General features: G+C 66.9%; 15 protein-coding genes, 1 tRNA gene and 1 pseudogene. 7 read left to right on the top strand and 10 right to left on the bottom strand.

All coding sequences use genetic code 11. From position 1 onward, the window contains the following. Positions 1-33: 33 nt before the first annotated feature. The 5 genes and pseudogenes from B1A74_RS14440 to pgaA form a co-directional block, all read right to left on the bottom strand. The gene (locus B1A74_RS14440; protein ID WP_244269148.1) at positions 34-918 is read right to left on the bottom strand and encodes a c-type cytochrome; all 885 of its coding nucleotides are present in this window, start codon (positions 916-918) and stop codon (positions 34-36) included. Between the two features lie 234 nt (positions 919-1,152). After that, positions 1,153-1,584: pseudogene (pgaD, locus tag B1A74_RS14435) on the bottom strand (poly-beta-1,6-N-acetyl-D-glucosamine biosynthesis protein PgaD); the annotation flags it as partial. Further along, on the bottom strand, positions 1,577-2,842 hold the full coding sequence (pgaC, locus tag B1A74_RS01210; RefSeq protein WP_077243563.1) for a poly-beta-1,6-N-acetyl-D-glucosamine synthase: 1,266 nt from the start codon (positions 2,840-2,842) through the stop codon (positions 1,577-1,579). The pseudogene pgaD and the gene pgaC, both read right to left, overlap by 8 nt. A gap of 74 nt (positions 2,843-2,916) precedes the next feature. Further along, entirely contained in the window at positions 2,917-4,968 is a 2,052-nt protein-coding gene (gene pgaB, locus B1A74_RS01205; RefSeq protein WP_077243538.1) for a poly-beta-1,6-N-acetyl-D-glucosamine N-deacetylase PgaB, read from the bottom strand. Further along, positions 4,968-7,430 (bottom strand): poly-beta-1,6 N-acetyl-D-glucosamine export porin PgaA, encoded by a 2,463-nt coding sequence (gene pgaA / locus B1A74_RS01200; RefSeq protein WP_077243537.1) that lies wholly within the window; start codon positions 7,428-7,430, stop codon positions 4,968-4,970. Before pgaA ends, pgaB begins: the two co-directional genes overlap by 1 nt. 160 nt (positions 7,431-7,590) lie before the next feature. Here pgaA and B1A74_RS01195 point away from each other — a divergent pair. Beyond that, positions 7,591-7,667, top strand: a tRNA-Arg gene (locus B1A74_RS01195). 192 nt (positions 7,668-7,859) lie between these two features. On the opposite strand, the gene B1A74_RS01190 is transcribed toward B1A74_RS01195, so the two are convergent. Then, positions 7,860-8,894, bottom strand: a complete 1,035-nt coding sequence (locus B1A74_RS01190) for an Rpn family recombination-promoting nuclease/putative transposase (protein WP_077243536.1) — start codon at positions 8,892-8,894, stop codon at positions 7,860-7,862. Between the two features lie 519 nt (positions 8,895-9,413). On the opposite strand from B1A74_RS01190, the gene B1A74_RS01185 reads away from it, so the two are divergent. Further along, entirely contained in the window at positions 9,414-12,935 is a 3,522-nt protein-coding gene (locus tag B1A74_RS01185) for an EAL domain-containing protein (protein WP_077243535.1), read from the top strand. A 9-nt stretch (positions 12,936-12,944) separates the two neighbouring features. On the opposite strand, the gene B1A74_RS01180 is transcribed toward B1A74_RS01185, so the two are convergent. Next, positions 12,945-14,615: a Na/Pi symporter gene (locus tag B1A74_RS01180; protein WP_077243534.1), complete on the bottom strand. Its 1,671-nt coding sequence runs from the start codon at positions 14,613-14,615 to the stop codon at positions 12,945-12,947. 103 nt (positions 14,616-14,718) lie between these two features. On the opposite strand from B1A74_RS01180, the gene B1A74_RS01175 reads away from it, so the two are divergent. The 4 genes from B1A74_RS01175 to B1A74_RS14525 all read left to right on the top strand — a co-directional run bounded on the left by B1A74_RS01175 (position 14,719) and on the right by B1A74_RS14525 (position 21,654). Beyond that, positions 14,719-15,690, top strand: coding sequence for an ABC transporter substrate-binding protein (locus B1A74_RS01175; protein WP_077243533.1), 972 nt, complete (start codon positions 14,719-14,721; stop codon positions 15,688-15,690). Beyond that, entirely contained in the window at positions 15,687-19,559 is a 3,873-nt protein-coding gene (locus B1A74_RS01170; protein WP_077243532.1) for a PAS domain-containing protein, read from the top strand. Before B1A74_RS01175 ends, B1A74_RS01170 begins: the two co-directional genes overlap by 4 nt. 22 nt (positions 19,560-19,581) lie before the next feature. After that, positions 19,582-21,444, top strand: coding sequence for a diguanylate cyclase domain-containing protein (locus B1A74_RS01165; protein ID WP_077243531.1), 1,863 nt, complete (start codon positions 19,582-19,584; stop codon positions 21,442-21,444). A 75-nt stretch (positions 21,445-21,519) separates the two neighbouring features. Beyond that, on the top strand, positions 21,520-21,654 hold the full coding sequence (locus B1A74_RS14525) for a hypothetical protein (protein ID WP_279625487.1): 135 nt from the start codon (positions 21,520-21,522) through the stop codon (positions 21,652-21,654). Between the two features lie 117 nt (positions 21,655-21,771). Here the strand turns inward: B1A74_RS14525 and B1A74_RS01160 are convergent, their stop codons facing one another. From B1A74_RS01160 to B1A74_RS01150, 3 genes are all read right to left on the bottom strand, one after another. Further along, a complete protein-coding gene (locus B1A74_RS01160) occupies positions 21,772-22,710 on the bottom strand; it encodes a dimethyl sulfoxide reductase anchor subunit family protein (protein ID WP_018947098.1) in 939 nt (312 codons plus the stop codon). Between the two features lie 26 nt (positions 22,711-22,736). Continuing rightward, positions 22,737-23,432 (bottom strand): 4Fe-4S dicluster domain-containing protein, encoded by a 696-nt coding sequence (locus B1A74_RS01155; RefSeq protein ID WP_018869064.1) that lies wholly within the window; start codon positions 23,430-23,432, stop codon positions 22,737-22,739. 73 nt (positions 23,433-23,505) lie between these two features. Next, positions 23,506-26,415, bottom strand: coding sequence for a molybdopterin oxidoreductase family protein (locus B1A74_RS01150; RefSeq protein WP_077243530.1), 2,910 nt, complete (start codon positions 26,413-26,415; stop codon positions 23,506-23,508). 224 nt (positions 26,416-26,639) lie between these two features. On the opposite strand from B1A74_RS01150, the gene B1A74_RS01145 reads away from it, so the two are divergent. Further along, positions 26,640-26,899, top strand: a 260-nt coding sequence (locus B1A74_RS01145; protein WP_143592220.1) for a radical SAM protein, incomplete at its 3' end; no start/stop codon positions are given.

Genomic DNA, 26,899 nt, shown 5'->3' with positions numbered 1-26,899 from the left:
GCACCGCGACGGGGCTGCGACCGAAGGCCCGGTTTACTCTTCCAGCGTCGCGATATAGACGGCCAGATCGGCGATGTCCTGATCCGACAGATTGCGCGCGTTCGGGGCCATCAGGTGGGTATCGTCACCCACCGTCTCGCCGGCGCGGTACGCCACCAGGCGACCGGCAATGAACTCCGCCGTATTCCCGGCGATGCTCGGGAAGATGCCCACGCCCTGGCCCCGGGCGCCGTGGCAGGCCACGCAGGTGCCGAACAGCTGGTTCTCGGCCCGGGTGGCATCGCCGGAAGCGAGATCGATGCCGTTGACGGCCTCACCGTTCGCGGCGGCTTCCTCCGCAGCGGCCTCGTCCTCGGCGGCGACCTCTTCTGCCGTCTCGCTCACGGCTTCCTCATCGTTGCCGTTCTCAGCGGCACCGTTGTCCGGCGACCAGCCATGATCCACGTCCGCCTGGTCCAGCATATAGGCGACCGCACGGCGGACCTCGTCGTCACTCAGACTCGGGTCTCCGCCCTTCGCCGGCATCGCATTGAAGCCGTTGAGGGAGTGATCAAAGAGGGTATCCATGCCCTTGTCACTGAAGCGCGAGGACCATTCATCGGTGTCGTCCACGATGGGCGCCCCCGAGGCCCCCGTGTCATGACAGGCCGCGCATACATTCTGATAGACATCCCCGGGACTCAGATCGGCCGCTTCTTCGTCCGCCGCGTCGACCGGGCCAGCCTCGACCCGCCCCGCCGGAGTCAGGCGCTCCGCGAGCTGTTCCTCGGTGATGGTGGTGCGTTCCGCCGTGCCCATCTGGCCGAGCCAGTTCACCAGCTGGGCCACCAGGAAAATGACCGCGCCCGCCAGCGCGATCGCCGAGACGAACAGCAGCACCTTGTTCCCGGCATCCATCTTGATCGGTTGATTCGCCACTTCTCTCCCTCCGAGATCCGGCCGAATGCGGCCTTGATTTTGGTTTCCCCTGGAATCCGGGCGCGGCCCTGAAAGCTGCGGCGCACGGGCGCGCACGAGGGGCGGAAGTATAGGGCATCCGGCAGCGGCAGGCCACAAACCGAGTGCAGCACTCGAATACTCCGAATGCGCACCGGGGGGGCCGGCCGCCTTCTCCACCGACAAGGGCACCAGGAGACGGGTATCCAGCACCCGCCCGTCCTCATCAAACTGCACCACGCCGACCCGGGCACCCTGTGTCCGCTGCACGGCGAACGGATCGAGCCCGAACGAGCGGGCCAGACCCTCGGCATTCACCGGCGGCGGCGCCCGGCGGCGTTCACGTCCGCGGAAACGGACCATATTGTAGATCGCCCAGCCGAGGAACAGGGCCCCGGCCACGATCACCACCAGCACGTAGATCTGCACCGTGAAGGCCGTACGCAGCGGGTCATCGAGGACATATTCCTCGAACCGCCCGAACCCGAACACCCAGCCCCCCAGGGCCAGCAACGGCGTCAGCAGATAGAGCCAGAGCGCCCACCCGGCGAGCGCCAGCATCGCTCCCACCCCCCGGTGGCGGGCGGTGCGCAGCTCGGGAAAATCGAGGACCTCCGGAATCCGGGGGCGCTGCCTTGCGTCAGTCACGGCCCTCTCCCGACGCTTCCGCCCGCAGGCCGCGGTCCGGGCTGGTCCAGCGGGCCCGCATGCCGCGCGGCTTGGACAGCGCACGCGGGAAAGCCGCCACGGTGGTGAACACCGACAGCACCCAGAACGCCAGCGGGTACCAGATGATCCAGAGATAGTTGCGCAGGAACCGGCGGCGCGGTTCGTAGTGGCGGTCGATCGCGAGACTCACCAGGAACTGGATCAGACAGGTCACACCCAGGATCACCCCGTTCCATTGTGGCAGCAGGGTCTCGATGTGCCACTGCGGCGGCAGGGGTACCAGCTGGCCGACCACGAACAGCAGCATGATGAACAGGATCACGTAGGCCCACAGGACACTGACCCCGAATTCCAGCGCCACCATCCAGAAACGCCGGCGTCGCCACATGAACAGATCCGGGAGATGGCGCACCAGCGCCTCGACCCCGCCCTGGGCCCAGCGCAGGCGCTGCTTCCACAGGCCGCGCAGGGTTTCCGGCATGTAGATGTAGGTCAGGGCGTTGGCCTCGTAGCGCACGTCCCAGTGATCCATCTGCAGGCGCCAGGAGATGTCGATGTCCTCGGTGACCATGTCGGGAGCCCAGTACCCGACCCGATCGAGCGCGGTCCGGCGGAACCCCGCGATCACCCCGGAGATCGTGAAGACCCGCCCATAGACCCGCTGCGCCCGCTTGATCAGGCCGATGATGGAGGAGAACTCGCCCACCTGCAGCTTGCCCAGCATGGTGGTGCGATTGAGGATACGCGGGTTGCCGGTGACCGCGCCGACGCGGGGCCCCGACGCCAGGTGAAACGCCAGCCAGTGCACCGCCTCCGGGTGCAGCAGGGCGTCGCCATCGATGCACACCAGGTATTCGTTGCGGGCGGCGAGGGCCCCGGTGCGCAGGGCCACGGCCTTGCCCTGATTGGAGGCCAGGTGGATGACCCGCAGGCGCGGGTGTTCGTACGCCAGTTCGTCGAGGATCGCGGCGCTGTTGTCGCCACTGCCGTCATTGACCGCGATGACCTCGAAGTCCGGGTATTCGGAGGCGAGGGCGTAGGCGATGGTCTCGCGGATCTGGGCCTCTTCGTTGAAGCAGGGGATGATGATGCTGACCCCCGGGTCCCCCTTCACCGGTGGCGGCGTACGGTTGCCCCGTTCCCAGCGCAGGTAGTACCAGAGCCCGCCGAACATCCACATCCAGGCCATGATCAGCGGGTAGAAAAAGGCAAACGCGAACATTACGTCACGGATCATCATGCACTCCCGTCATCCTTGATCGGCGACCGCGAAATGCGGCGATCGCCCGCTTCCCGTCCCGCACCGGCATGTCAGTAGGGAAATCCGGTCAGGGACATGCCCTCGCGGATCACCTCGAGTTCGGGGTGATCGTTGAAGGGATCGTCCGGGTAATAGGCAAAATGGCCGGCCCCGCGGCGCTTGAGCTGCTCGATCCAGGCGACCAGGGTGCGGGTGGGAATCCACTCGTTTTCTTCCCAGTCCCGCGTCTGCAGCTCGAACACCACGCGATCGACACCCTTCGGGTGTTCATCCACCGCTTCGAACAGCCGGTCGAACCACTTCTCCTCGGGCAGGTCGGTACCATCCAGGTAGGGCATCGCCATCAGGGCCACCTCGTCGTAATGCTCGACGAACGGCCCCAGGGCCTGGGCGAAGCGCGCCTCGGCATCCGGATCCAGCACCGGCCGGGCATACATGTTGCGGGCCACCCTGAGGTCGTTGCCGACCGCGATGTGGCGTCCGGCACGTTCCACCATGGCCGCGCCGAATTCGATCAGCGCGCGGGTCCTGTCGCGCGGTTCCAGGCGGCACTCGCGGATCGGGTCGTCGCTGCCCGGCCAGCGGGCCTCCGGCAGGCAGGCGGCGGCGTCCTCATCGTCGCCCAGATAGGCATCGTCGTGGATCAGGATCCCGTGGATGCCGGGCGCCATGCGCCCGAGGTCCTCGTAGATCTCCCCGACCAGCTCCGCGCTCTCCGGCAGGAACGGGCTCATGCGCCGGTAGTCGCGATCGGAGCGCTCGATCTCGCCGTCGGCGGTCCAGTGACGCACCGAGAGCCCGGCCTGCCGTTCGCGATCGGGCAGGTCAAAGGACAGCAACGGCATCCAGGCATAGACCTCCACCCCGGCGCGGGTACGCAGCTGCCAGGCGACGCGATTGAAGAGGTCGTCGCGCACGGGAAGGTGCCGGTTGGGGAAATACAGGGCATCGGCATTGCCGTCCCCGTCGGGATCGGCGAACGCCTGGAGGTAGACACTGCGCACCTGCATGTCCTTGATCCGGTCCAGTAGCTGGCCCAGATTACGGTTGGTCTGTTCGGGGTCGGGATCGTGGATGTAGTCCAGGTCCACGTGCACGGCGCGCTGGTAGTCCCGGGGCGGATCCAGCCGGTTGGTGATGCCGGCGAGGATATCGGCAGGCAGAGGATCGTCCATGATCAGCATCCGACCAATATCCGCACGCCGGCCCGCAGGGCTGAACAGCCGGCTGCCAAGGGTAAAGGAATACGGCATGCCGACCTCCGCAGCGATCTCCTCGATCGCCTCGGTGCCCGCCCCGTAGGGCCAGACGATCGCACGGGGCGCCTCGCCGAGGCGCTCTTCAAGCACCCGGGAGCTGCGTTCCAGGTCCTCGCGGATACGCTGCTCGAAGGCCTCTTCCGATTCGTATGCGCCGGATTCCGGGTCGTACTCGCGAACCACCGCGGCCGGCTGCGTGTTGCCCTGCGGATTGGCCAGAATCCCGTGGTGCAGGTCATGGGAGTGGCTGGCGAACTCCACCAGCCCCGAATCGTGCATCTCGCGCGCCTCGTCCCAGGTGAAGAAATCATCGGCGTACAGCGTCTCGCCGCCCGCCGCCACGATCCGCGGGTCATCGGGATCGGCGAAGTCTTCCCCCACATCGGAAAATCGCCCGCCGTCGTAATCTACCTCGCGACCATCCCGTGCCGCTTCCTGCCAGCTCGTCGTAATCGCGGAAACCGCCGGGTAATCGAACTCCTCCAGCAGCGGGAACACATGCGTATACATGCTGCGCAGCCCGTCATCGAAGATCAGCAGCACGGCATTGGGCGGCAGCGATGCCTCGCCCCGGCCGGCCGCCTCGATATCTTCCAGCGAGACCGGATTCCAGTCGTTCTCCTGCATCCATTCGAACCAGCGCGCCAGCCGCTGCGTGCTGACCGCATAGGGGTCCGCGTCGATCTCCGGCTCCACCTCGTCGCGTACATCGTGGTAGGCGAGGGTGAAATAGTGGCCCTCCGGGATCTCCGGCACCCCGGGGTTCGCAGTATCCGCTTCCGCCAGGGCCACCGCCGGCAGCCCCAGCCAGAACCCGACCAGGCCCAGCATCCAGCGCTTCATCAGAACCTCCCCTCGAAACCGGCCTGCAGGTAATACCGCTGCTCGCGGTCGCCGTCGTAGACCCGGGTACTGGCCCCGACTCCGTAATGCAGCGACCAGCGCGGCCCCAGCTGCCAGCGGTGGTGATAACCGGCATCCCCGATCGCCGCCGAGCCGAAATCCGCCTGATAACCCATGCCCGCCGACACCCGGAATTCCTGGGTCAGCGACCGGTCGTAATCGCGCCAGGTCAGCCAGTCGTGCTGCAGACGCAGGGAACCACTGGCACTGTGGCGCGGATTGAAATAGGGCCCGCCGGGCTGCGAATTGCGCTCGGCAAACAGGTCCACGCCGCCCTCGGTCACGTGATGCGCGGAGGCATGCAGCCTGCGCGTCGCACCCGCGGTAGCGGACACGCGCCGGTTGCCGTCATCGATGCGCAGCAGGGACAGCCCGCCGTAGGCCGACAGGCGCTCGCTCGCGCGCCAGAAGACCGAGCCGTTCAGACGCTCCCCGTCAAGCCCGGCATCGCTGGCGCGCAGTGGGGTGTGAAGCGACCGCGAGTCGACCTCCAGACTGTAATTCCAGTGATCGTTCAGCCAGTGCGACCAGCCCGCGGCCACACCGATCTGTGAGCTGTCCTGCCGGTCGGCATCCAGGCGCACCCAGGCATTGCGCCGCAGGGCCTCCCATTCCAGGCCCACGCCCACCCGGTCCTGACGCAGCCAGCGATCGTCATACTCACCCTGCTCGGTCCGGTGCAGCGCAAAGGCCCGCAGGTGGTTACGGCGACTCCATGGCGAATCCAGACGCAGCTCGGTACGCAGGTCGCGATCGCCGGTCAGTCCGGTCTGGTCGTCCGGTCCGGAGGTCCGCCCGTACTCCACCTCGCCGCGGATCGCCGGGCGGCCGCGATCCTCCCACTGACGCGCCAGCGTCCGCACCCGGGAGTTGCGCGGGAAGTCCCGCTCCAGGGTCTCCAGCTCCTGCTCCCAGCGCGCGAAGTCCCCCAGATCACGCGCATTGGCGGCATGATTGAGGCGAGTATCGGCCGCCTCGGGGGCCTCCAGTTCCGCCAGCTGCGTGGCTTCGACCGAGGCCTGCGGCCAGCCCCGCCAGCGCAGGACGCGGGCATGGGCATTGCGCAAATCGGCGTTGGCCGGAGCCCGCCGGATCCGCTCGGCCAGCATGGCATCGGCCTGATCCGCGCGATTGCGGTAGGCGCGGTCCATCGCCTGCATCTGCTCGACCCCGACGCGCTCCCAGTTCGGGGTGTCGGCCGGACGCTCCTCCGGGACCCGCAGCCAGATCGGGGTTTCATCCACCAGCCGCTCCAGCACCTCTGCGGCCGCAGCGTAATCCTCGGCCTCGATCAGCGAGAAATAGCGGCTGGTCAGCAGGGAGGCGTCGGGGCTGTCGGATTCCCCAATCAGGGCGGCGTACATCTCTCCGGCCCGCTCCGGCTCCCGGGTCGCCAGATACCCGTCGGCGACCGCGCGGCGCACGTAGGGCGGCGCGGCATCCCGATCCTCCAGGCCTTCCCACAGGGCCACCGCTTCGGCATGCCGGCCGAGTTCGCGCAGCACAAAGATCTGATCGTGCGTGTTGCGCCGAAAAGCCGTACCTCCGGGATCCATTCCGAGGCGCGCCACCTGCAGGGATTCCAGCACCTCTTCCACCGGCTCGTCGCGCCGTGCCATCTGCCCGGCACGCTCCCGGCGGAGGCGTTCCCGCAGCGCCTCGCGGAGCTGCGCCGCGAGGTGATCATTGACCAGCGTGGCGTGCAGCTCCGCGGACATCAGGCCGGGATTCGCATCGGCCAGCCGCCGCGCCGAACCCGCCGCCCCGACCCCTGACAGCGCCAGGATCCGCTGCCGCAGCGCATCTTCCAGCCCGGGTTCGGCATCCAGCGCATGACGCGCCGCCCGCAGGGCCGCGCGCGGCTCTCCCGCGATCCGCAGCACGTAGGCCATGAGTGTATGCTCGTCGGCGTCCAGGCCGGGGGTGCCCGGCGCCGGCAGGGCCTCCAGCGCCTGGTCGGGAAAACCCGATTCGGCGAGCGCCGCCGCGTACAGCAAATGCGCCCGCGGACCGATGGCATGGCGCGAATCGGCGAGGACATCGGCCGCGTCGGCAAAACGCCCCTGGTCGCGCAGCGCACCCGCCCAGCTCATGTGGGCATAGTCCGGCAGCGAGGCCGGCGCGCGGCCCTCCATCCATTCGACGATGCGCTCGTTCTCCCCCTCGTTGCGCAGGACCACCACCAGATCCGCCAGCACCGCCGGATCCGTCGGGGCACTGCGGTGCAGCCGCTCGAGCTCGACGATCGCCGCCGCGCCATCCCCGGCCCGCGCGGCCTCCACCGCCGCCTCGCGCGCCGCGTCAGTCCCCGCCGCCACATCCGTGGCCAGTAACACCGTCAGGCCCAGCCCCGCCAGCGCCCGCAGGATGCTCCTGTCTCCCGCACTCCCGATCCCTGTCATCCCGTTTCCCGCCGCGTGGTGCCCCTGTCGCAAAGTGCGGACGAGTAAACAGGATTCCCCGAGGGCGAACAAGCGCGTCCCGTGAGACACGCGTGATCCACTCGCAGCCACACGAAAGACTGGACGCAGAACCGGCCGAGGCGTAGCATACTGCCGCGAAGCGCCCGTAGCTCAGCTGGATAGAGCGCCACCCTCCGGAGGTGGAAGTCAGAGGTTCGAATCCTCTCGGGCGCGCCATTTCCCGCAAGATCCAGGCCCTGCCATCCGATCCGGGTGGTTCATCGGTGAACCTCCCACAACGGCCGATGACGACATTGAAGACGGGGCAGGCGAGATGCACGGCTCCGAGCTTTTGTGCCGGAACCGGTCCTCGGCGAGCGTACGGAGCACGCAGACGGAAGGCCATCCGGCTGGCCTGACGGCCGGCCGTCAGGCGAAGAGATCTTCCGGACGTTTTGCCGTCAGAATCCGCTCGGACCAGCGCAGCAACGTCTCCGAATCCGCCTGTTCGATTCGGGCACGATACGTTTCGGCCACCTCGGCGCCGAAACGCATCTCCACCAGGCGCAGCAGCACGGCTTCCTCGCCTTCCTTTCGGCCCTCTTCACGACCCTCTTCACGACCCAGTTCGCGTCCTTCCCTTCGCCCCTCCTCGATCCCCTGCTGCTTCCAGTCCCGGGTCCATTCCTCCACACGTTCCGCAAGCATGCTGCGTACCTCCTGCAAGTCCGCTACCTGTTCCAAGTCTACACCCGGCACGCGCGCCGGCAGCAACACGCGCTTGATCCACACCGTAAAACTCCGCCGCAGTCCCGTCTGTTCCGGACGCCGCAACCACGCCACCAGCCTCTCCAGGACCCGTTCCATGTCCTCCGGACGACGGCTGTTCTCCAGCGCAAACAGCGCCGCCGCAAGATTGCGCACCTCCGGCAGCCCGTCGTCCCGAAAACGGCTTTCGTCCAGCAGCAGATAACGCAACTGCGGGCGATAGCGTTCCAGACCGCCCGGAACCGTCTCGATCAGCTCTGCAACCTCCTCCGGCGCCTGCCAGCGGCGCGAACCGCTGTAGAGCACCACCGGCAACACCGGCGGCAATCGACCGGAAGCCGTCAATTGAGCGCCCTTGCGCAGATCCTCGTACAGCAGCCCCAGATAGGTCATCAGCCGCAGCGCCATGAACCGCTCCGGCGAGGACTGGAACTCCAGCAGCAAATACACATACAGCCACTGCCCGTCCCCCGCCCAACGCACGCGCCAGACCATGTCGTCCTCGCGCTCGCGCAGGTCCTCGCTGACGTAGCCGTCACTCACCCGGCTCAGCGTGGAAAAATCCAGCCGCTCCACCCATGGCTCGCGGACATACCCGCGAATGAGATCCGCCAGCATCTCCGGGTGACTGAACAGCAGCTTGTACCCGTAATCGTGCCCACGGGCCCGGCCCGCAGCGTCCTTGTCCTGCCCCATCCCTGGGTCCTCCCTGATTGTGCGTGGCTCACAACTCTACCCCCGCTCGCGGCACCGAACCAGAATCGCCGCCGAGATCACCGGCGGCGCCCGGGCAGCCCGGTACAGCATCCCGAATACACGTCCTGCCGGGTCCCGGGGAGCCCGCGCACCCCCCGCGTCAAACTGGCGCCCCGCATTCGAGCACTGGCAGCGGACGTTCCTGTGCATGCGCTGCGGGGACGTTCCGAAACGGGCAGGCATTGACGGAACGACTCCACTGGCTCAAGCACGCGGAATCGTGGCAGGCTCCCATGGCCCTGCCGTCCCCCGGTTTCTCAACGGGTCTTCCCGTTGCGGTCTCGGCGCACGAGGCCTTGAAAATATGGTGTTCAAGGCCGGTCGTGCAGTACATTGGCCAGCATTTTCGCCTGATCGGTAGCGCATGATTTCCGGAAACCGGCATCCCCCTCGCGATGCAGACTCGCCACCCGCCACCCGCCGCCCGGGTGCACGCGGGCGTCCCGCGTCCGGAGGCGCATGAGGCGTTCGAACGCGACCCACTGGCTGCGAGCCGCCTGGCTGCTGGTGCTGCTGAGCCTGGCGGCCGCCGGGGGGACGGCGCTAGCCGGGGCACCCGAGTTCGAGGAGGTCTTCGATCAGCACGGGGTGGTGATGCTGTGGATCGAGCCGGAGTCCGGCGAGATCGTCGATGCCAATCCCGCCGCGGCGTCCTTCTACGGCTACTCGCGGGAAGAACTGCGCGGCATGCCGATCCAGCAGATCAACACCTTCACCCCGGAGCAGGTCGCCGAGGAACGCGAGCTGGCCGCGCGCGAGGGGCGCAACTATTTCATCTTCCGCCACCGCCTGGCCGATGGCGAGATCCGCACCGTTGAAGTGCATTCCCATCCGTTCCCCTTCAACGACCAGACCCTGCTGCTTTCGGTGATTCAGGACATCACCCCCGGCCGCAACCTCCAGCAGGGCCTCTGGCATTATCAGGAACGCCTGGAGGAAATGGTCGAGCTGCAGTCCACCGAGATCGTCGCCCGGGAGCGCCAGCTGCGGTACTGGCTGATCGGCGGCCTGGTGGTACTGTCCGTGCTGGTCGTCGCCCTGGCGCTGAACATCCGCCGGCGCCGCCGTATCGAAGAGCGCCTGCGGACCTTCAGCGAGGACTTTCACACCTTCCTCGACCAGACCACCGATTTCATCTATTTCAAGGACGCGCAAAGCCGCATCCGCTTCTGCAGCCAGCCGATGGCACGCGTCACCGGGCACGATGACTGGCGCGAGATGGTGGGCAAGCATGATCGCGAGATCTTCCCCGCGGATACCGCGCGGATCTACGAGGAGGAAGAGAAAGCCATCTTTGCCGAGGGCCGGCCAATACTCAATCGGGTCGACCCGTTCTACGATGCCGATGGCCGCCCGGGTTACGTGCAAACCCACAAGTGGCCGCTGTTCGACCCCCAGGGGCGGGTGCGCGGCGTGTTCGGCATCAGTCGTGACATCACCGAACACAAGCTCATCGAACAGACCCTCTCCACGCTCAACGGTGAACTGGCCCGGCTGGGCGGCGAGGAGTTCTTCCAGCGTGCCTGCCGCCTGCTGTGCGAATCGCTCGGGACCGAGATCGCCTTCGTCGGCCGCCTGGAGGAGGGGCAGCATCGGGTGGAGGCGTTTGCCGGCTGGGCCGACGGTCAGCCACTGACGCCCTTCCGCTACGATCTGGCTGGCACCCCCTGTGCCAACGTGACGAAAGACGGTACCGCCTGTTACCCGGAGAACATCCGGAGCCTGTTCCCGCAGGACCACCTGCTCGAGGAGATGGACATCGAGGCCTATGTCGGCCACAACCTGATGGATCGGCAGGGCCGGGCCCTGGGCATCCTGGTGACCCTGAGTCGCCAGCCGCTGAAAGAGCGCCTGCACGAACTGGCCCCCGCGATGCTCGGGCTGTTCGTTGACCGTGTTGCCTCCGAGATGCAGCGCAGCGAGGCCGAAGATCGGCTGATGCAGGCCGCCAGCGTCTTCCATCATGCCAACGAGGGGATCCTCATCACGGACCCGCAGGGCCGCATCCTCGACGTGAATACCGCCTTCTCGCGCATCACCGGCTACCGGCGCGAGGAGGTGCTGAGCCGCAATCCGAGCATGCTGCAGTCCGGCAAGCACGACGAGGCCTTCTACGCGGACCTGTGGCAGACCCTCCGGGCCGAGGGAAGCTGGTCGGGCGAGGTGTGGAACCGGCGCAAGGACGGCGAACTGTACGCCGAGATGCTGACCATCAGCGCGGTTCGCGATGGCGAGGGCGCGATCCAGCGCTATGTCGGGCTGTTCTCCGACATCACCCCGCTGAAGGAACAGCAGCGTCAGCTGGAATACATGGCTCATTTCGACGCGCTCACCGAGCTGCCCAACCGGGTATTGCTGGCCGACCGTCTGCATCAGGCCATGGCCCAGGAGGCGCGGCGTGGACAACAACTGGCGCTGGTCTACCTCGACCTGGACCGCTTCAAGGAGATCAACGACGGTCACGGCCACGAGGTGGGCGATCGCATGCTGGTGGCACTGGCGGAGCGTCTGAAGGGATGCCTGCGCGAAGGCGATACGCTGGCGCGGCTGGGTGGCGACGAGTTCGTCGCGGTGCTGCTGGACCTGCCGGACGTGGAATCCGCCCAGCCGCTGTTGCAGCGCCTGCGCGAGACCGCTTCCCGCCCGGTGCACGACGGCAGTCACCGCCTGCAGGTCACCGCCAGCCTCGGGGTCAGCCTGTATCCCCAGGCCGAACCCATGGACGCCGACCAGCTGCTGCGTCAGGCGGACCAGGCGATGTATCAGGCCAAGCTGGCCGGCGGGGACCGCTACCACCTGTTCGATGTGGCATTCGATCGCAACCTGCGCGATCAGCACGAAGCCCTGGAGGCCATCCGCCAGGGCCTGGCGAACGACGAGTTCGTGCTCTTCTACCAGCCCAAGGTGTCGATGCGCAACGGCGAACTGGTGGGGGCCGAAGCCCTGATCCGGTGGCAGCATCCGGAGCACGGCCTGCGGCCCCCGGGCGCATTCCTGCCGCAGCTGGAAGGCCATCCGCTGATGGTGGAGCTGGGCAGCCGGGTGATCGACATGGTGCTCGCGCAGATCGAACAGTGGCGCGAACAGGGCCGCCCGCTGACGGTCAGCGTCAACGTGGATGCGCTGCAGCTGAGCGACCCCTACTTCATCGCCGGGCTGCGCGCCGCCCTCGCCCGCCACCCCCGGGTACAGCCCGGGGATCTGGAACTGGAAGTGGTCGAGACCAGCGCCCTGCAGGACATCACCCACGTGTCGTCCCTGATCCACGAGTGCCGGGAACTGGGCGTGCGTTTCTCGCTGGACGATTTCGGTACCGGCTATTCCTCGCTGTCCTATCTCAAGCGCCTGCCGGTCGAGACCCTCAAAATCGACCAGAGCTTCGTGCGCGACATGCTGTACGACCCGGATGACCTGTCCATCCTGCACGGGATCATCGGGCTGGCCGGGAGCTTCCAGCGCGAAGTGATCGCCGAAGGGGTGGAGACCGAACTGCACGGCGAGATGCTGCTGCAGCTGGGCTGCGAAATGGCCCAGGGCTATGCCATCGCCCGCCCCATGCCCGCCGACCAGCTGCTGTCGTGGCAGGCGCAGTGGCAGCCGCACGCCAGCTGGACGCAGGCCACGCCGGTCGCGAACGAGCTGCGCCCGATGCTGTTCGGCATCGTCGCCCACCGCGCCTGGGTCAACTCGCTGCAGGAGTTCCTGCAGGACCGGACGGAATGGCCGCCCGAGCCGGATCCGCGACGGTGCCCGTTCGGTCGCTGGCTGCATGCCCATGACCCCGACGGCGACCGCGTGCCGTCGATCCACGCCCTGCACGATCAGGTCCATCAGCTGGGCGACGAGCTGGTCCGGCTCAAACGCGAGGGTCACGCCGCACGGGCCCTCGCCCGGTTTGGCGAGATGGAGGCGTTGAGCAACCAGATGACCGGTGCGATCCGCGCCCTGATCGGCGCACATGAATCCCGGCCGGAAGAATGAAAACGCGGTCTACGTAGCCACACCCTCGGTCGCGGGCCCGGCCTCGTACGACGCACCCGCCGGCGGGTCCAGCAACAGCGCATAGCGCCGGAGCACCCAGATACCGCGTTCGAACAGGCTGGTCGCGCCAAAGACCGCCTCGCGCACGGCCCCGTCCAGATCCCCGGAAGCCAGCAGCCGGCGACGGATCGAATCCATCAGCTCGGAGCGGTCGTGGGTCAGGGACTGCAGCAGGGCGATGTCCTCGGGATCGCCGGTGCGCGCCGCATCATTCAGCGTCAGCAGCATCATGTGCAGGGTCTCGGCCACGTTGTGGGTCAGTGCGCCGGCCTCGCTGCCGGCGCCCGCCCGCCGGGCCCGTTCGATCTCCGTGGCAAGGTCGTTCAGGGTCTCCTCAAGCTGGTGCAGGAGCTGGTTGCGGTTCTTCAGCACGATTGCGTGGTCGAGCGTGGCCCCGCTCAGCGCCCCGGACAGGATATCGTCGAGAAAACGCTCGATCGCCTCGGTCACCTGCAGATTGCCGCGGTGCAGGGCCCGCCGATCGTGTCCGGCGCCATCGGCGTCGTCACGCACGGCGTCCAGATAATCGGGCAGTCGCTGCAGCAGCCGCAGCTGTTCCTGTTCCGCCAGCACCAGGGCCGATCCGGCATCATTGCGGGCCCCGGCATAGATGAAGCGGGGCTTGCCCAGGGCTTCTTCCTCGGTGGGCGGGGCCGTGCGCTCGAGGAACCGGGAGACCCGGCCGTGGACCGGGTGCATCGCGAGGTCGCAGACCACCTGGTAGAGGATATAGGCGAACGCGATCTGCAGGCCGATGCCGGCTCCCGTAGCCTGCAACGCGGCGGCCACCAACGGGATGCCACCATAGAACTCTATCCAGAACAGTGGCAGCAGCACCAGCAGCCCGAGCCCCTTCAGGATGAACTGGTAAAGCGCCAGCTGGCGCCCCAGCCCCTTGTGCGAGGCGGCCAGGATCAGGGTCGACAGGCCCGTGCCGAAGCTCGCCCCGTAGACCACCACCAGGCCGTATTCGAGATCGATCACGCCGCCGGCCGCCAGCGCCATGGTCACGATGGTGATGCTGGAAGCCGAATGCGCGATCACCGCGAACACCAGTCCGGTCACGAACGCGATCAGCAGCGACTGCGCCGACAGCGACATCAGATCGGTCATCCAGGCCAGTTCGCTCAGCGGCTTGGCCCCCTCCTTGATGAACATCAGGCCGAGGAACAGCAGCCCGATGCCGAGCATGGCCCGGATCAGGTGGCGCACCCGCGCCGACCGGTCGCGATCGAAGTAGAACAGCAGTCCGGTCACCCCGACGAGGATGAACACCAGCAGGGTCAGATCGAGCGCAGCGATCAGGACCAGCAGCGAGGTCCCGAGGTTGGCGTAGTTGATCACCGGCTGCGCCCGCCGGGCGTCCAGCACGCCGGCGGTCACCAGCGAGATCAGCACGAAGATCACCGCGTGGATGCTCTGCGTGATGGCCCCGCCGACCAGACCGAGCAGGGCCGCCGCGCGGCTGGAACCGGTCGCGCGCCCCACCAGCGCCCGCAGGCGCTGATCCGCGAGCTGGCGCAGGTGTTCGCCGATCAGCCGGATACCGACGAAGAACAGCCCGAGGCCGGCGAACAGCGTGGCCGCGATCTCGAAGGTGATCATCCATTCGCCATTCATCGCGGCATTGTAACCAACGGGGACGCACCGGACCGGGAGGCTGTAGACTGGAACACCTTATCAACCGCCCGGACCAGCCGGGCCGCCCCCGCCAGACGCGGACATGTACATGGATCGACGCCATTTTCTGGTCGCCGCTGGCGCCACCCTCCCCGCCCTGCTGGGGGCCTGTGGCCGCCCGGAGCCGCCACTGGAGATTGCCGGCCACGTATGGCCGGGCTACGAGCCGATGTTCCTGGCGCGGGCCATGGGCTGGCTGGACCCCGAGCGGGTCCGACTGCGCGAGACCGCCTCCGCCAGCGAATCCATGCGCCGGCTGGCCACCGGAGAGGTCCATGGTGCGGCGCTGACCCTGGATGAGGTGCTGCGGGTGCGCGCCCGGGGGACGGATCTTCGCATCGTGCTGGTCTTCAACATCTCCGCGGGGGCCGACATGGTGCTGGCGCGCCCCGGAATCGAGGCCCTGGAAGATCTGGCCGGGCGCCGGGTCGGCGTGGAAGACTCGGCCCTGGGGGCCCTGATGCTCCACCACACCCTGGACACGGCGGGCCTCGGTCGTGACCAGGTGAAAACCGTGTCGCTGACCATCGACGAGCAGGAGGCCGCCTGGGAGCGGGATGAAGTGGATGCCGTGGTGACCTATCAGCCCGTCGCCGACCGCCTGCGGGACGACGGCGCGCACGTCCTGTTCGACAGCCGGGCGATGCCGGACACGATCTTCGATGTCCTCGCGATCGAGGCCGGCCACCTGGAACGCCTCGAGCGATCAACCCGCCACCTGATCGCGGCGCATTTCCGTGCCCTGCATCACCTGCGCGCCAATCCGGTGGACGCGGGCTACCGCATGGCGGAACGCCTCGGGGTCCCCGGCCACCGCGCCATGGAGACCTTCCGTGGACTGGTGCTGCCGGACCCGGCCAGCAACCGCCGGCTTCTGGATGGTTCCGACTCCCGGGTCCTGCTGGCGGCACGGGAGATTGCCGGTCTGTCGGAAGACGCAGGCGCACCGCTGGACCGCGACTTTGGAGATGAGCTGGTACGCCACGACCTGCTGCCACGCGAGGACCCCCGATGAGATACGCAATCGGGATCGCGGCACCCCTGCTTATCGCCCTGCTGATGCTGGCGGCAACACCGGCGGTGGCCGAACGCAGCGTGACCGTGGGGATCCTGGCCTTCGAACCGGAAGATGTGGCCCGGGATCGCTGGGAGCCGCTGATCCAGCACCTGGACGCGGAACTGGATGATGTGACGGTGGACGCGGTGATCGCCGAATACTCGGCGCTGGATCAGGAGCTGCGCAACAACCGGCTGGATTTCCTGCTGACCAACCCCACCCATTTCATCCGCATTCGCAGCGACAGCCATCTGTCGGGTGCCCTGGCGACCCTGATCCCGGTGCGAAAAGGAACACCGGTACGCGGATTCGGCGGAGTCGCCTTTACCCGCGCCGACCACGATCACATCCAGGACTGGGAAGACGTCGCCGGGCAGCGAATCGCGGCCGTAGTGCCCGAATCACTGGGCGGCTACCAGGCCCAGGCGCGGGAACTGCGCGAACGCGGCGCGACACCGCGTGATGCAGACATCGAATTCACCGGGATGCCACACGACCGTGTGGTGGAACGGGTGCTGGACGGCGAAGCGGACGTGGGGTTCGTGCGAATCGGGGTCCTGGAACGCCTGCAGGATGCCGGTCGGATCGACCCGGAGGAGATCCGAGTGATCGCCCGCCAGGACATGGCGGATTTCCCGCTGGCGCTGTCCACCCGGCTGTATCCGGAATGGCCGTTCATCGCGATTGGCCACGTACCCCGCGAGCTCAGTCACCGCATGCTGGTCGCCCTGCTGGAACTGGACCGCCAGTCGGCACCCGCGCAGGCCGCGGGTATCGACGGCTTTGCGGTACCCATGGACTACGAACCGGTAGAGGAGCTGGCACGCGAACTCCGACTGCCGCCCTTCGATGCCCTCCCGCAGCTTACCCTGCGGGAATTCATGCAGGTCTACGGCCAGCAGGTCACCCTGACGCTGGTGGTCGGCAGTCTCATGCTCGCATTGATCCTCGGCCTGGTCCTGGTGAACCGTCGCCTGACGACCGTGCGCCGGGAACTGGAAGACAAGGCGGCGGCGCTGGAGCGCAGCGAGGCCCACGCGCGCGCACTGATGCGGGCCCTGCCGGACAGCCTGTTCCGCATGGACCGCGACGGCACCTTCATCGAATGCGAGGCCGTCTCGGAAGAGATGCTGCTGATGCCACCCGAGGAGTTTCTCGGGCGGCGCCTGGACGAGCTGTTCCCGCCCGCCTATGCGGAACAGGGGACGCGGGCGATCCGCGAGGCACTGGACAGCGGCGAGGTCCGCGACTTCGAATACGACACGACTGCACTGGGCATGCCCGGCCATTTCGAGGCCCGGGTGGTCCCGCTGAACGACCGCGAAGTGCTGATGATCGTGCGCGACGTCAGCCAGCGATTCACGATGGAGGTTGCGCGCAGCGAGGAACGCCGCTTCCGCGAGAACCTGCTGGCCAGCCTGGGCGAAGGCGTGTTCGGCATCGACCGGGAGGGTCGTTTCAGCTTCATCAACCCCACCGGTTGTCGCCTGCTGGGCTTCGCCGACCAGACCGAGGCCCTGGGGCGGGATTCTCACGCCACGACACATCACAGCCATCCCGACGGCTCGCATTATCCCGCGCAAGAATGCCCGATCCACGGGGTCCTGCTCAGTGGCGAGACGGTGGAGGCCTGGGAAGATCATTTCTGGCGCCAGGACGGTGAGGCCTTCCCGGTCCTGGTCTACGCCTCGCCCACGCGCGACGACACCGGCGAACTGACCGGCGTGGTGGTGTCCTTCCAGGACATCTCGGTGCGCAAGGTGATGGAACGGGCCCTGGCCGACAGCGAGGCCCGCTTCCGCCTGGCCCAGGAGGCCGCGCGCTTCGGCATCTGGGAATGGGATGTCCCGGAAGACCGGATCCACTGGGATGATCAGTGCTGGCGCATGCTGGGCGAGGACCCGGGGGAGGGCCGGTTGCTGGCCTACGAGGACTGGCGCAACCGGATCCACCCGGAGGATCTTGTCCAGGCGGAAGCGGAAGTACAGCGCCAGTTGGCCGAGGGCGGGAAATTCTCCATCGAGTTCCGCTACCGCCTTGCCGACGGTGGATGGCTGTGGACCCTGGGTCGAGGACGCGTGGTCGAGTGGGGCCCGCTGGGCGAGCCGCGGCGAATGACGGGCATCCACGTCGACATCCAGCGGCTCAAGGAGGTCGAGGCCGAGCTGCGCCAGCGCGAGAACGAACTGGCCGAGGCCCAGCGCATCGCCCACATGGGCAACTGGATATCCGATTTCCGCTCCGGCGAGATCCGCTGGTCAGAGGAGGTCTACCGCATCTTCGGACTGGACCACGACCAATGGGGCGCGACCGAGGCGGCCTTCATGGAACGGGTCCACCCCGACGACCGCGACACGGTCCGCGCGGCCATCGATGCCTCGGTGAGCGGCCCGGGTGTGCCCTACCGGGTGGAACACCGGATCCTGCGCCCGGACGGCGAGATCCGCACGGTCTACCAGCAGGGCGAGGTCGAATTCGACGACGAGGGCACGCCTCTGTGGATGCTGGGGACGGTGCTCGACATCACCGAACGCAAGGCCACGGAAGAAGCCCTGGCCCGGCGCCAGGCCGCCGACCGCGCGACCTCCGACATCGCTACGCGTCTGGTGACCCGACGCGACGTGGACCGGGCGATCGAGGAATCGCTGGAGGTGCTGGGGGAACTGCTGGGAGCCAGCCGGTCCGCGGTTCTTCTGCTGCGGCGCAACGGGTCGCTGATGGACAACACCCACGAATGGGCGGCCCCGGGCATCCCGCGGAAAAAGGATGAACTGCAGGCGCTGAACCTGGACGATCTGCCGGCCTGGCGGCAACGGATGGAGCAGGGACAGCTGATGCAGATGCCCGGTAACGCTCACACCGGCGAGAGCTCCTCCGCCGAACACGAGCTCATGCGGGCTCTGGGCATACGGGCGATGATGGCCGCTCCGCTACAGGCCGCCGGCGACCCCGTGGGCCTGCTGGGTGTAGTGGACGTACACGGCACGGCATCCTGGGGGCCGGAGGATGCCGAGACCCTGCGGCACGTGGCGGACCTGCTGGGCAACGTACTGGAACGCCACCGGGTGCAACAGGCCCTGGAAGGGCTGAATCTGGAGCTGCGCCGCTCCAACGAGGAGCTGGAGCAGTTCGCCTACGGGGTATCCCACGATCTGCGCCAGCCGCTGCGCATGGTCAGCAGCTACCTGCAGCTGCTGGAGCGCAGCCTGGGCGAACAGCTGGATGCCGACCAGCAGCGTTTCCTCGGTTACGCCACCGAGGGCGCCCGACGCATGGACCGCATGATCGTGGGCCTGCTGGAATACTCCCGAGTGGGACGCAAGACCGACCCCATGGCTCCGCTGGACACCCGCGAGGTCCTGGACACCGCTCTGGCGTTCCTGCAGCCGGCAGTGACCGAAACATCCGCGCGCATCGACGTCGAAGGCGACTGGCCGCGCCTGGTCGCCAGCCAGGACGAGCTGGTACGCCTGCTGCAGAACCTGATCGACAATGCGCTGAAGTACGTGCCGGGCGACACGCGCCCCGAGGTCCGCATCGACGGACGCATCGATGGCGACCACTGGGAGGTCCGCGTGCGCGACAACGGGGTTGGCATCCCGCAGGATCAGGAGGATCGACTGTTCCGGGTCTTCTCGCGCCTGCACGGTCACGGCGAATACGAGGGCAGCGGTATCGGTCTGGCGCTGTGCCGCCGGATCGTGGAACATCACGGCGGCCGCATCGGCGCCGAATCGGACGGACCGGGACACGGCAGCACCTTCTGGTTCCGGATACCCCGCCGGATCCCGGGCGACGAGCAGACTGATAACGAATCGAACGGATGAAGGGGCCCGTGGAGACCACCCGATGAGCGAGAACGCCGAGCCGGTCACCGACGTCCTGCTGGTGGAAGACGAACCGGCGGACGTCCACCTGACGCGCATGGCCTTCGAGGAAGCCGGGGTCACCGCGCGCCTGCATCACGTGAACGACGGGCGCGAGGCCCTGCGGTTTCTGGCGGGTGAGGCGCCCTACGACCATGCCCCGCAGCCGGGGCTGATCCTGCTGGACCTGAACATGCCGCACATGGGCGGCCTGGAGTTCCTGCAACGCCTGCGCGAAACCGATCAGGCGGACGCGACCCCGGTGGTCGTCCTGTCCACCTCGGATCTGGAACGCGACATCCGCGCCAGCCGGCAAAACGGTGCGGCCGACTACATGGTCAAGCCGCTGGACATGGAACAGTTCTGCGTCCGGGTACAGCGACTGGCGCAGGACTGGAACCTGCCGCTGGCGGAGCACGCCCCGTCTCCGACCCCCGCCCCTTCCCCGACCGAGCGTCGCGACGCCTCGCCGGAAGCGCCCCGGAAAGGCGGAGACCATGCAACGGCCCCGGAGGACACCCGCAGGGAGGGCGTGCCGGTGCTACTGGTGGAAGACGAGCCGGGAGACGCCGACCTGGTGCGCTTCGGCCTGCGGGGCTCCGCCCGCGATCGCTTCGACGTCACCTGGGTCGACCGTTTGTCGGCGGTGCCGCAGGTCCTGGACAAGGTGTCGCCCGCCGTCGTTCTGCTCGACCTGTCACTGCCTGACAGCACCGGGCTGTACACCGTACGCGCCGCACGCGAGTGGTTCCGGGAGACGCCGATCATCGTGCTGACCGGTTACGACGACGAGGATTTCGCTCTCAGGACACTGGAGGCCGGGGCGGCGGACTACCTGGTCAAGGGTCGTATCGAGACCTCCACCCTGGTGCGCGCGATCCGCTATGCCCGCAGCCGCGCGAGTCTGGAGGGACGGGTCCGCGAATCGGAGGCGCGCATGGCCGCCGCACTCGAAGGGGCCCACCTGGGTCTGTGGGACTGGCGGGTCGATCAGGATTCGATGTATGTCGACCGCCGCTGGGGCGAGCTCACAGGCCTGGCGGAGGCGGAAGGAATCGGGCCCATAACGCTGTGGGAGCAGGTCCTGCATCCGGATGATCGCGAGCGCCGGGACACCGCGCTGCAGCGACACCTCGCGGGCGAAACCTTGCGCTATTCCGCGGAATTCCGGGTGCGCCACCCCTCCGGGTCCGAGGCCTGGCTGCTGGATGCAGGGCAAGTGATCGAGCGCGACCGTGATCAGCACGCCCGGCGCATGGTGGGCGTGGTCCAGGACATCACCGAACACAAACGAATGGAGCAGCGCCTGGAAACGCTGGCGCGCACCGACCCGCTGACCGGGCTGGCCAACCGCCGGCTGTTCATGGACGAACTGGAGCGCGAATACGCGCGCATGCGCCGGGAACCGGGCTACACCGCCGGCCTGCTGATGCTGGACATCGACCACTTCAAGCGGTTCAACGACCGTTACGGTCACGAGATCGGCGATCAGGTGCTGGTCGAGTTCGCCGACTGTATCGCATCCGCGCTGCGGGCCGGCGACCGCGCCGCACGCCTGGGCGGCGAGGAATTCGCGATCCTCCTCCACGGCACCTCGCCGGAAGGCGCCGAGCACACCGCGGAGCGCGTACGGGCCCGTGTGGAGGCGATGGAGCCGCAGCCCGAACGCCCGAACACCACCGGGGTGACGACCAGCATCGGGGTGACCATCCTTCGCGCGGACGACAGGGGCGCCGACGATGCGCTGCGGCGGGCCGATGATGCCCTCTACGCGGCCAAATCCCGGGGACGCAACTGTGTGGTCGTCAACGGCAGCGCCAGAGAGGAAGAGCCGCCGAAAGATTGAGACAGGTCATGGCAGCCCCGCGGGGAACAGGTCTATTTTCGTAGCAGGTGCGGCATATACCACAGGGAGAGCGCCATGATTACCGAAATCCTGTTTCAGTCCCCGATCGGCATCCTGACCATTGCGACCCTGCTAGGCATCCTTGTCTTCCTCGGCTGGGTGGGCTATGTGGTCGTGCACAACGTGCGCGAGGCCGGCAAGAACAAGTAACCCGGCATCCCCGAACGACCCGACGGGCATCTGCGTCGGGTTCCCCTGAACGAAAAGACCCCGCACCCGGGAACCCGGTTGCGGGGTCTTTTGCTGCGGCACTACGGCCGCGTCGGGTCAGGTGTGCTGGGCACCGTGATACAGGCGGACCACGTGCTTGGCCTCGGCGAAGAACAGCCAGCGCTCCATGCCGACCCCGATCAGGGTAGACACCAGGGCCAGCCAGCCGATCGCTGCGGGGGCGCCGGTCAGCACCGCCGCGAACACCAGCGCGGGGACGATAAAGCCCAGCAGGAACACCGCCATCTTCAGGATGTCCGTGGTGTTCTTGCCCGGGTCGTAACCAAACTCGTCGGTCAGGAACGTACCGGCGGTGTGGCCGGTATCCAGCAGCCGCACCGTGGCACGGTTGAAGGTGGTGGCCGTGTTGATCGTCGGGCCGGTCACGCGCGAGATCCAGAAATAGTAGATCCCCTTGAGGACCGCGGCGATCAGCAGCATCACGATGGCCACGCCGGCGTGCATCGCGGTGGCGTTGCCAAAGGCGCTGGCAATGGCCGCATAGGCGACCGCGCCGGTGGCCACGCCCAGCATGATGTAGTTGGCCGGGGTCAGTGCGGTGTTCCACTGACGGATGGTCTTCAGGCAGCCGTAGATCATGCCCGTCGAGAACAGCGTGATCACGGCGAGGATCGCGGCCACCAGGCCGGCCACCATGCCCAGCGGGCCGATCTCCGGACCGAACAGCAACACGCAGAGGCCATAAACCAGCGCAAACGGATAGAACAGCACGGCAAACACCGCCTCGCGCGAGAGCCAGGAGGTCTTGAAGCGCATGAACGAACGCCAGGCGTTCTTCTTGTTCGCCAGGTGGCCGGTGGAAAGGAGCAGGCCGAAGGTAATCAGGCCCAGCGCGGCAACGCCGTGGGCGATCAGTTCACCGTGGCTCATCGCCGGACCGATGCCGGCCAGATGAAAGATCACCAGCAGGACGAACAGACCATAGCCGGCGCCCGAAGTGACCGTGAACAGGATGACGGAAAGTGCAGGATGCATGGTGTTTTCTCCCCGGGTGCGGCGCTTTAGCGCGCCACCATCTTGTTGACCCAGTCCTTCACCGAGCTGATCAGCGTATTGGCACGCACATCGTCGGTGGGAATGGGGCGGGTGACTCGCGGCGGCAGATACGTATTGACCGGCTTGTAGCCCAGCTCGGGCATCTGCTTCACCCCGCCGCGTTCGCGCACCAGACGGCTGACCTCGGATTCTTCGTCGTCGAAGTCACCGAAGAAGCGCGCATGCGCCGGGCAGGTGATCACGCAGGCCGGCTGGCGCTCTTCCGGCGGCAGGGCCTCGTCGTAGATGCGGTCCACGCACAGGGTGCACTTCTTCATCACGCCGTCTTCGCGGTCCAGCTCGCGGGCGCCGTAGGGGCAGGCCCAGGCGCAGTAGTTGCAGCCCATGCACTTGTCCTGGTCGACCAGCACGATGCCGTCTTCCGGGCGCTTGTAGGAGGCGCCGGTCGGGCAGACGTTCACGCAGTCGGCATGCTCGCAGTGCATGCAGGACATCGGGATGTTGACGGTCTTGTTGTTGGGGTAGTCCCCGACCTCATAGTGGCGAATGCGGTTGAACCACACGCCACTGGGGTCTTCCCCGTAGGGCTGATAGTCGGTCAGCGGTCCGGTGGTGCCGCTGGTGTTCCACTGCTTGCAGGCCACCGCGCAGGCATGGCAGCCCACGCAGGTATCCATGTCGATTACGAGTCCAAGACGCATGGTTGGTACTCCCTCAGATCGTTCGTGCGGGCGAGCCCCGTGACGGCGCCGGGCCGCCACGGGGCGGGCCGGCTCAGTTCTTGTCGTCGTCCAGCGAGCCGCGGGTCAGCACGTCGCGGATGTCGCGGTTCAGGTGCACGGGCTTGTGCGCGTGGTAGCGCAGCTGGTCCGGCGATTCGGACATGCCCGGCGTGGCCTTGACCTTGTCGAACTGCGGCCAGGAGCCCCTTTCCTCCGGCTCGGCCGGCGTGATCTTGACCTTCAGGTCATACCACGCGGCCTGGCCGGTGACCGGGTCGGAGTTGGTGATATCGTCCACCGGGTCGCCCTTCTTCGGCAGCAGCTCGCTGATGAGGTGATTCATCAGGAAGCCCTTCTGCGACTCGTTGGCGTCGTCCTTCAGCCCCCAGGCGCCCTTCTGCTTGCCGATCGCATTCCAGGTCCAGACGGTATTGGGCTCGCAGCCCTCGATCAGCTTCACCTGCACGCGGATCTTGCCGTTGTGCGACTCCAGCCACACCCAGGACAGGTCCTCGATGCCCATGGACTCGGCCTTCTGGCGGTTCATGTACAGGTAGTTCTGGGCACAGATCTGGCGCAGCCAGGCGTTCTGCGAATCCCAGGAGTGATACATGAACATCGGGCGCTGGTTGACCGCGTAGAACGGGTACTCGTCCTCGTCGATGCGGGTCTGCTCCAGCGGCTTGTGCCAGATCGGCAGCGGATCGAAGAACTCGGTCAGGCGATCCTTGTGCTCCTGTTTCGTCGGCTGCGGACCGTCATACAGGCCCTGACCGGCCAGCTTGAAGCGCTGCTGGGTCTCGGAGTAGAGCTCGATGGTGATCGGGTCGGTCTTGCCCACCCAGCCGGCGTGCTTCGCCAGCTCCAGATACTCCTGGTTGGCGTAGCGGTAGAACTGCTGGCTCTCCGGCAGGTGATACATGAAGAACCCCTGGTTCTCGATGTACGCCTCCCACTGCTTCGGGTTCGGCTCGCCGCGCAGGTGGCTCTGGCCATCCTTGCCACGATAACCCGACAGAAAGCCGATGCCCGGCTCCTTCTCGAAGTTGACGATGAAGTCCTTGTAGTCGGCAAACTTGCGGCTGCCGTCGTCCTTCGTGAATGCCGGGAACTTCAGGCGGCCGGCCAGCTCGACCATCACCTCCTGCCACGGGCGCACGTCGCGATCCGGCTCGAGAATCGGATGGCGGATGGAGTCGGCCGCCGCGGCCGGCTCGGAGATCGGGCGGTCGAGCATGGAGATGGTGTCGTAGCGTTCCAGATAGGTAGTATCCGGCAGCACCAGGTCGGCAAAGCTGACCATCTCGGAGTTGAACGCGTCCGAGACCACCAGGTACGGGATCTTGTACTCGCCGTTCTCGTCCTTGGCCCGCAGCATGTCCATCACTTCGGCGGTGTTCATCGTGGAGTTCCACGACATGTTCGCCATGAAGAAGATGAGCGTGTCGATCGGGTACGGGTCACCCTTGACCGCGTTGGTCACGACCATGTGCATCATGCCGTGGTTGGAGATCGGCGCATCCCAGGAATAGGCCTTGTCGATGCGCAGCGGGTTGCCGTCGTCATCGATGACCAGGTCTTCCGGCGCGGTCGGGAACCCCAGCGGCGGGCTCTTCAGCGGGGTGTTCGGCGCGCATTCCTTCGCCGGCTTGATGCCCGGCGGGACGTGCTTGGGATACGGCGGCTTGGCCAGGTGACCGCCGGGGCAGTCCACCGAACCCAGCATGATCTGCAGGAAGTGGATCGCGCGGCAGGTCTGGAAGCCGTTGGAGTGCGCGGAAATGCCGCGCATCGCGTGCATGGACACCGGGCGGCCGAACACCTTGTCGTGCTTGCGGCCCCAGGAGTCGGTCCACTCGATATCGAGCTCGATGGTCTCCTTGAACGCGACGTGGGCCATCTCCAGCGCCAGGCGCTCGGTCTGCTCGGCCGGCACGCCGGTGATCTCGGCAGTGTTCTCCGGGGAGTACTCGTCATCCAGATAGCGCTCGGCCAGCAGGGTCATCACGGTCTTGACCGGGCGGCCGTCGGGCGCGGTGTACTCGCCGAACAGCGCCGGCTTGATGTCCACCTGACTGCCGTCAACGAAGTCTTCCTTCTCCAGCTCCCAGACCAGCGGGTTGCCGTTGTCGTCGCGCAGGATCAGGCCGTCGCCCTGCTGCCCCGGGGTCTGCACCACCAGCTGGGTGGCGTTGGTGTAGCGCACCAGGAAGTCCCAGTCGAACTGGCTGTTCTTCAGCAGTACGTGCAGCATCGACAGCGCGAACAGGCCGTCGGTGCCGGGCTTGATGCCCACCCATTCGTCGGCGATCGCCTGGTAGCCGGTGCGCACCGGGTTGATGGCCACGAACTTGCCGCCGTTGCGCTTGAGCTTCTCCAGCCCGATCTTGATCGGGTTGGAGGCATGGTCCTCGGCCACGCCCCACAGCATGTGGTACTTGGTGCGGTCCCAGTCGGGATCACCGAATTCCCAGAAGGCGAAGCCGGTGGTGTACAGGCCGCCGGCGGCCATGTTCACCGAACAGAAGCCGCCGTGGGCCGCCCAGTTGTAGGTGCCGAACTGGGTCGCCCACAGGCCGGTCAGGGCCTGCATCTGGTCACGGCCGGTAAAGAACGCCAGCTTGCGCGGATCGGTCTCGCGGATCTTTTTCAGGCGTTCGGACAGGGTATCGATGGCCTCGTCCCAGGAGATCGGCTCGAACTCGCCGGCGCCGCGCTCGGTGCCCGGCTTGCGGCGCATCGGCTGGTGCAGGCGGGCCGGGGACTGCTGCTTCATGATCCCGGCGTTGCCCTTGGCACAGAGCACGCCCTTGTTGATCGGATGATGCCGGTTCCCCTGGATGTAGCGGACCTTGTTGTCCTCCACGGTGACCTTGATGCCACAGCGACAGGCACACATGTAACAGGTGGTGTACTTGATCTCCTGCTTGCCGTGATCTTCGAATTCGGGCAGGGCACTCATGGGCGCGACCTCGTTGACTGTCGGTTCAGTTGTCCACCGCGTATTGTGGATGCCCGGCGAGCCGGGTGCCAACGAGACTTTTCTATGCACGCATAGACTGGAGTTATTCGCGAAAGAATTTATTTATTCTTGCGCCGGAACTGTGCGATTTCCGACATGCTGACACGCATGACCTACGATATGTCCTGCCAAACATATCGCCTCGCCCGAGGCCGGGAGCTTCGATGAACGATCGCGGACTTGTGGATCCCTTTGGCCGTACGATCGAATACGTACGCGTGTCGGTCACCGACCGCTGCGACCTGCGCTGCTTTTACTGCATGCCGGAGGGCTTTCGCGATTTCGAAGTGCCCGAGCACTGGCTGACCTTCGACGAGATCGAGCGGGTGATGGCGGCCTTCGGGCGCCTTGGCACCCGGCGCGTGCGCCTGACCGGGGGCGAGCCGCTGGTGCGCCACAACATTCCGGATCTGGCGGCGCGGCT

The sequence above is a fragment of the Thioalkalivibrio halophilus genome (assembly GCF_001995255.1).
GTDB lineage: Bacteria > Pseudomonadota > Gammaproteobacteria > Ectothiorhodospirales > Ectothiorhodospiraceae > Thioalkalivibrio > Thioalkalivibrio halophilus.
This window is presented reverse-complemented; position numbering and strand designations above follow the sequence as displayed.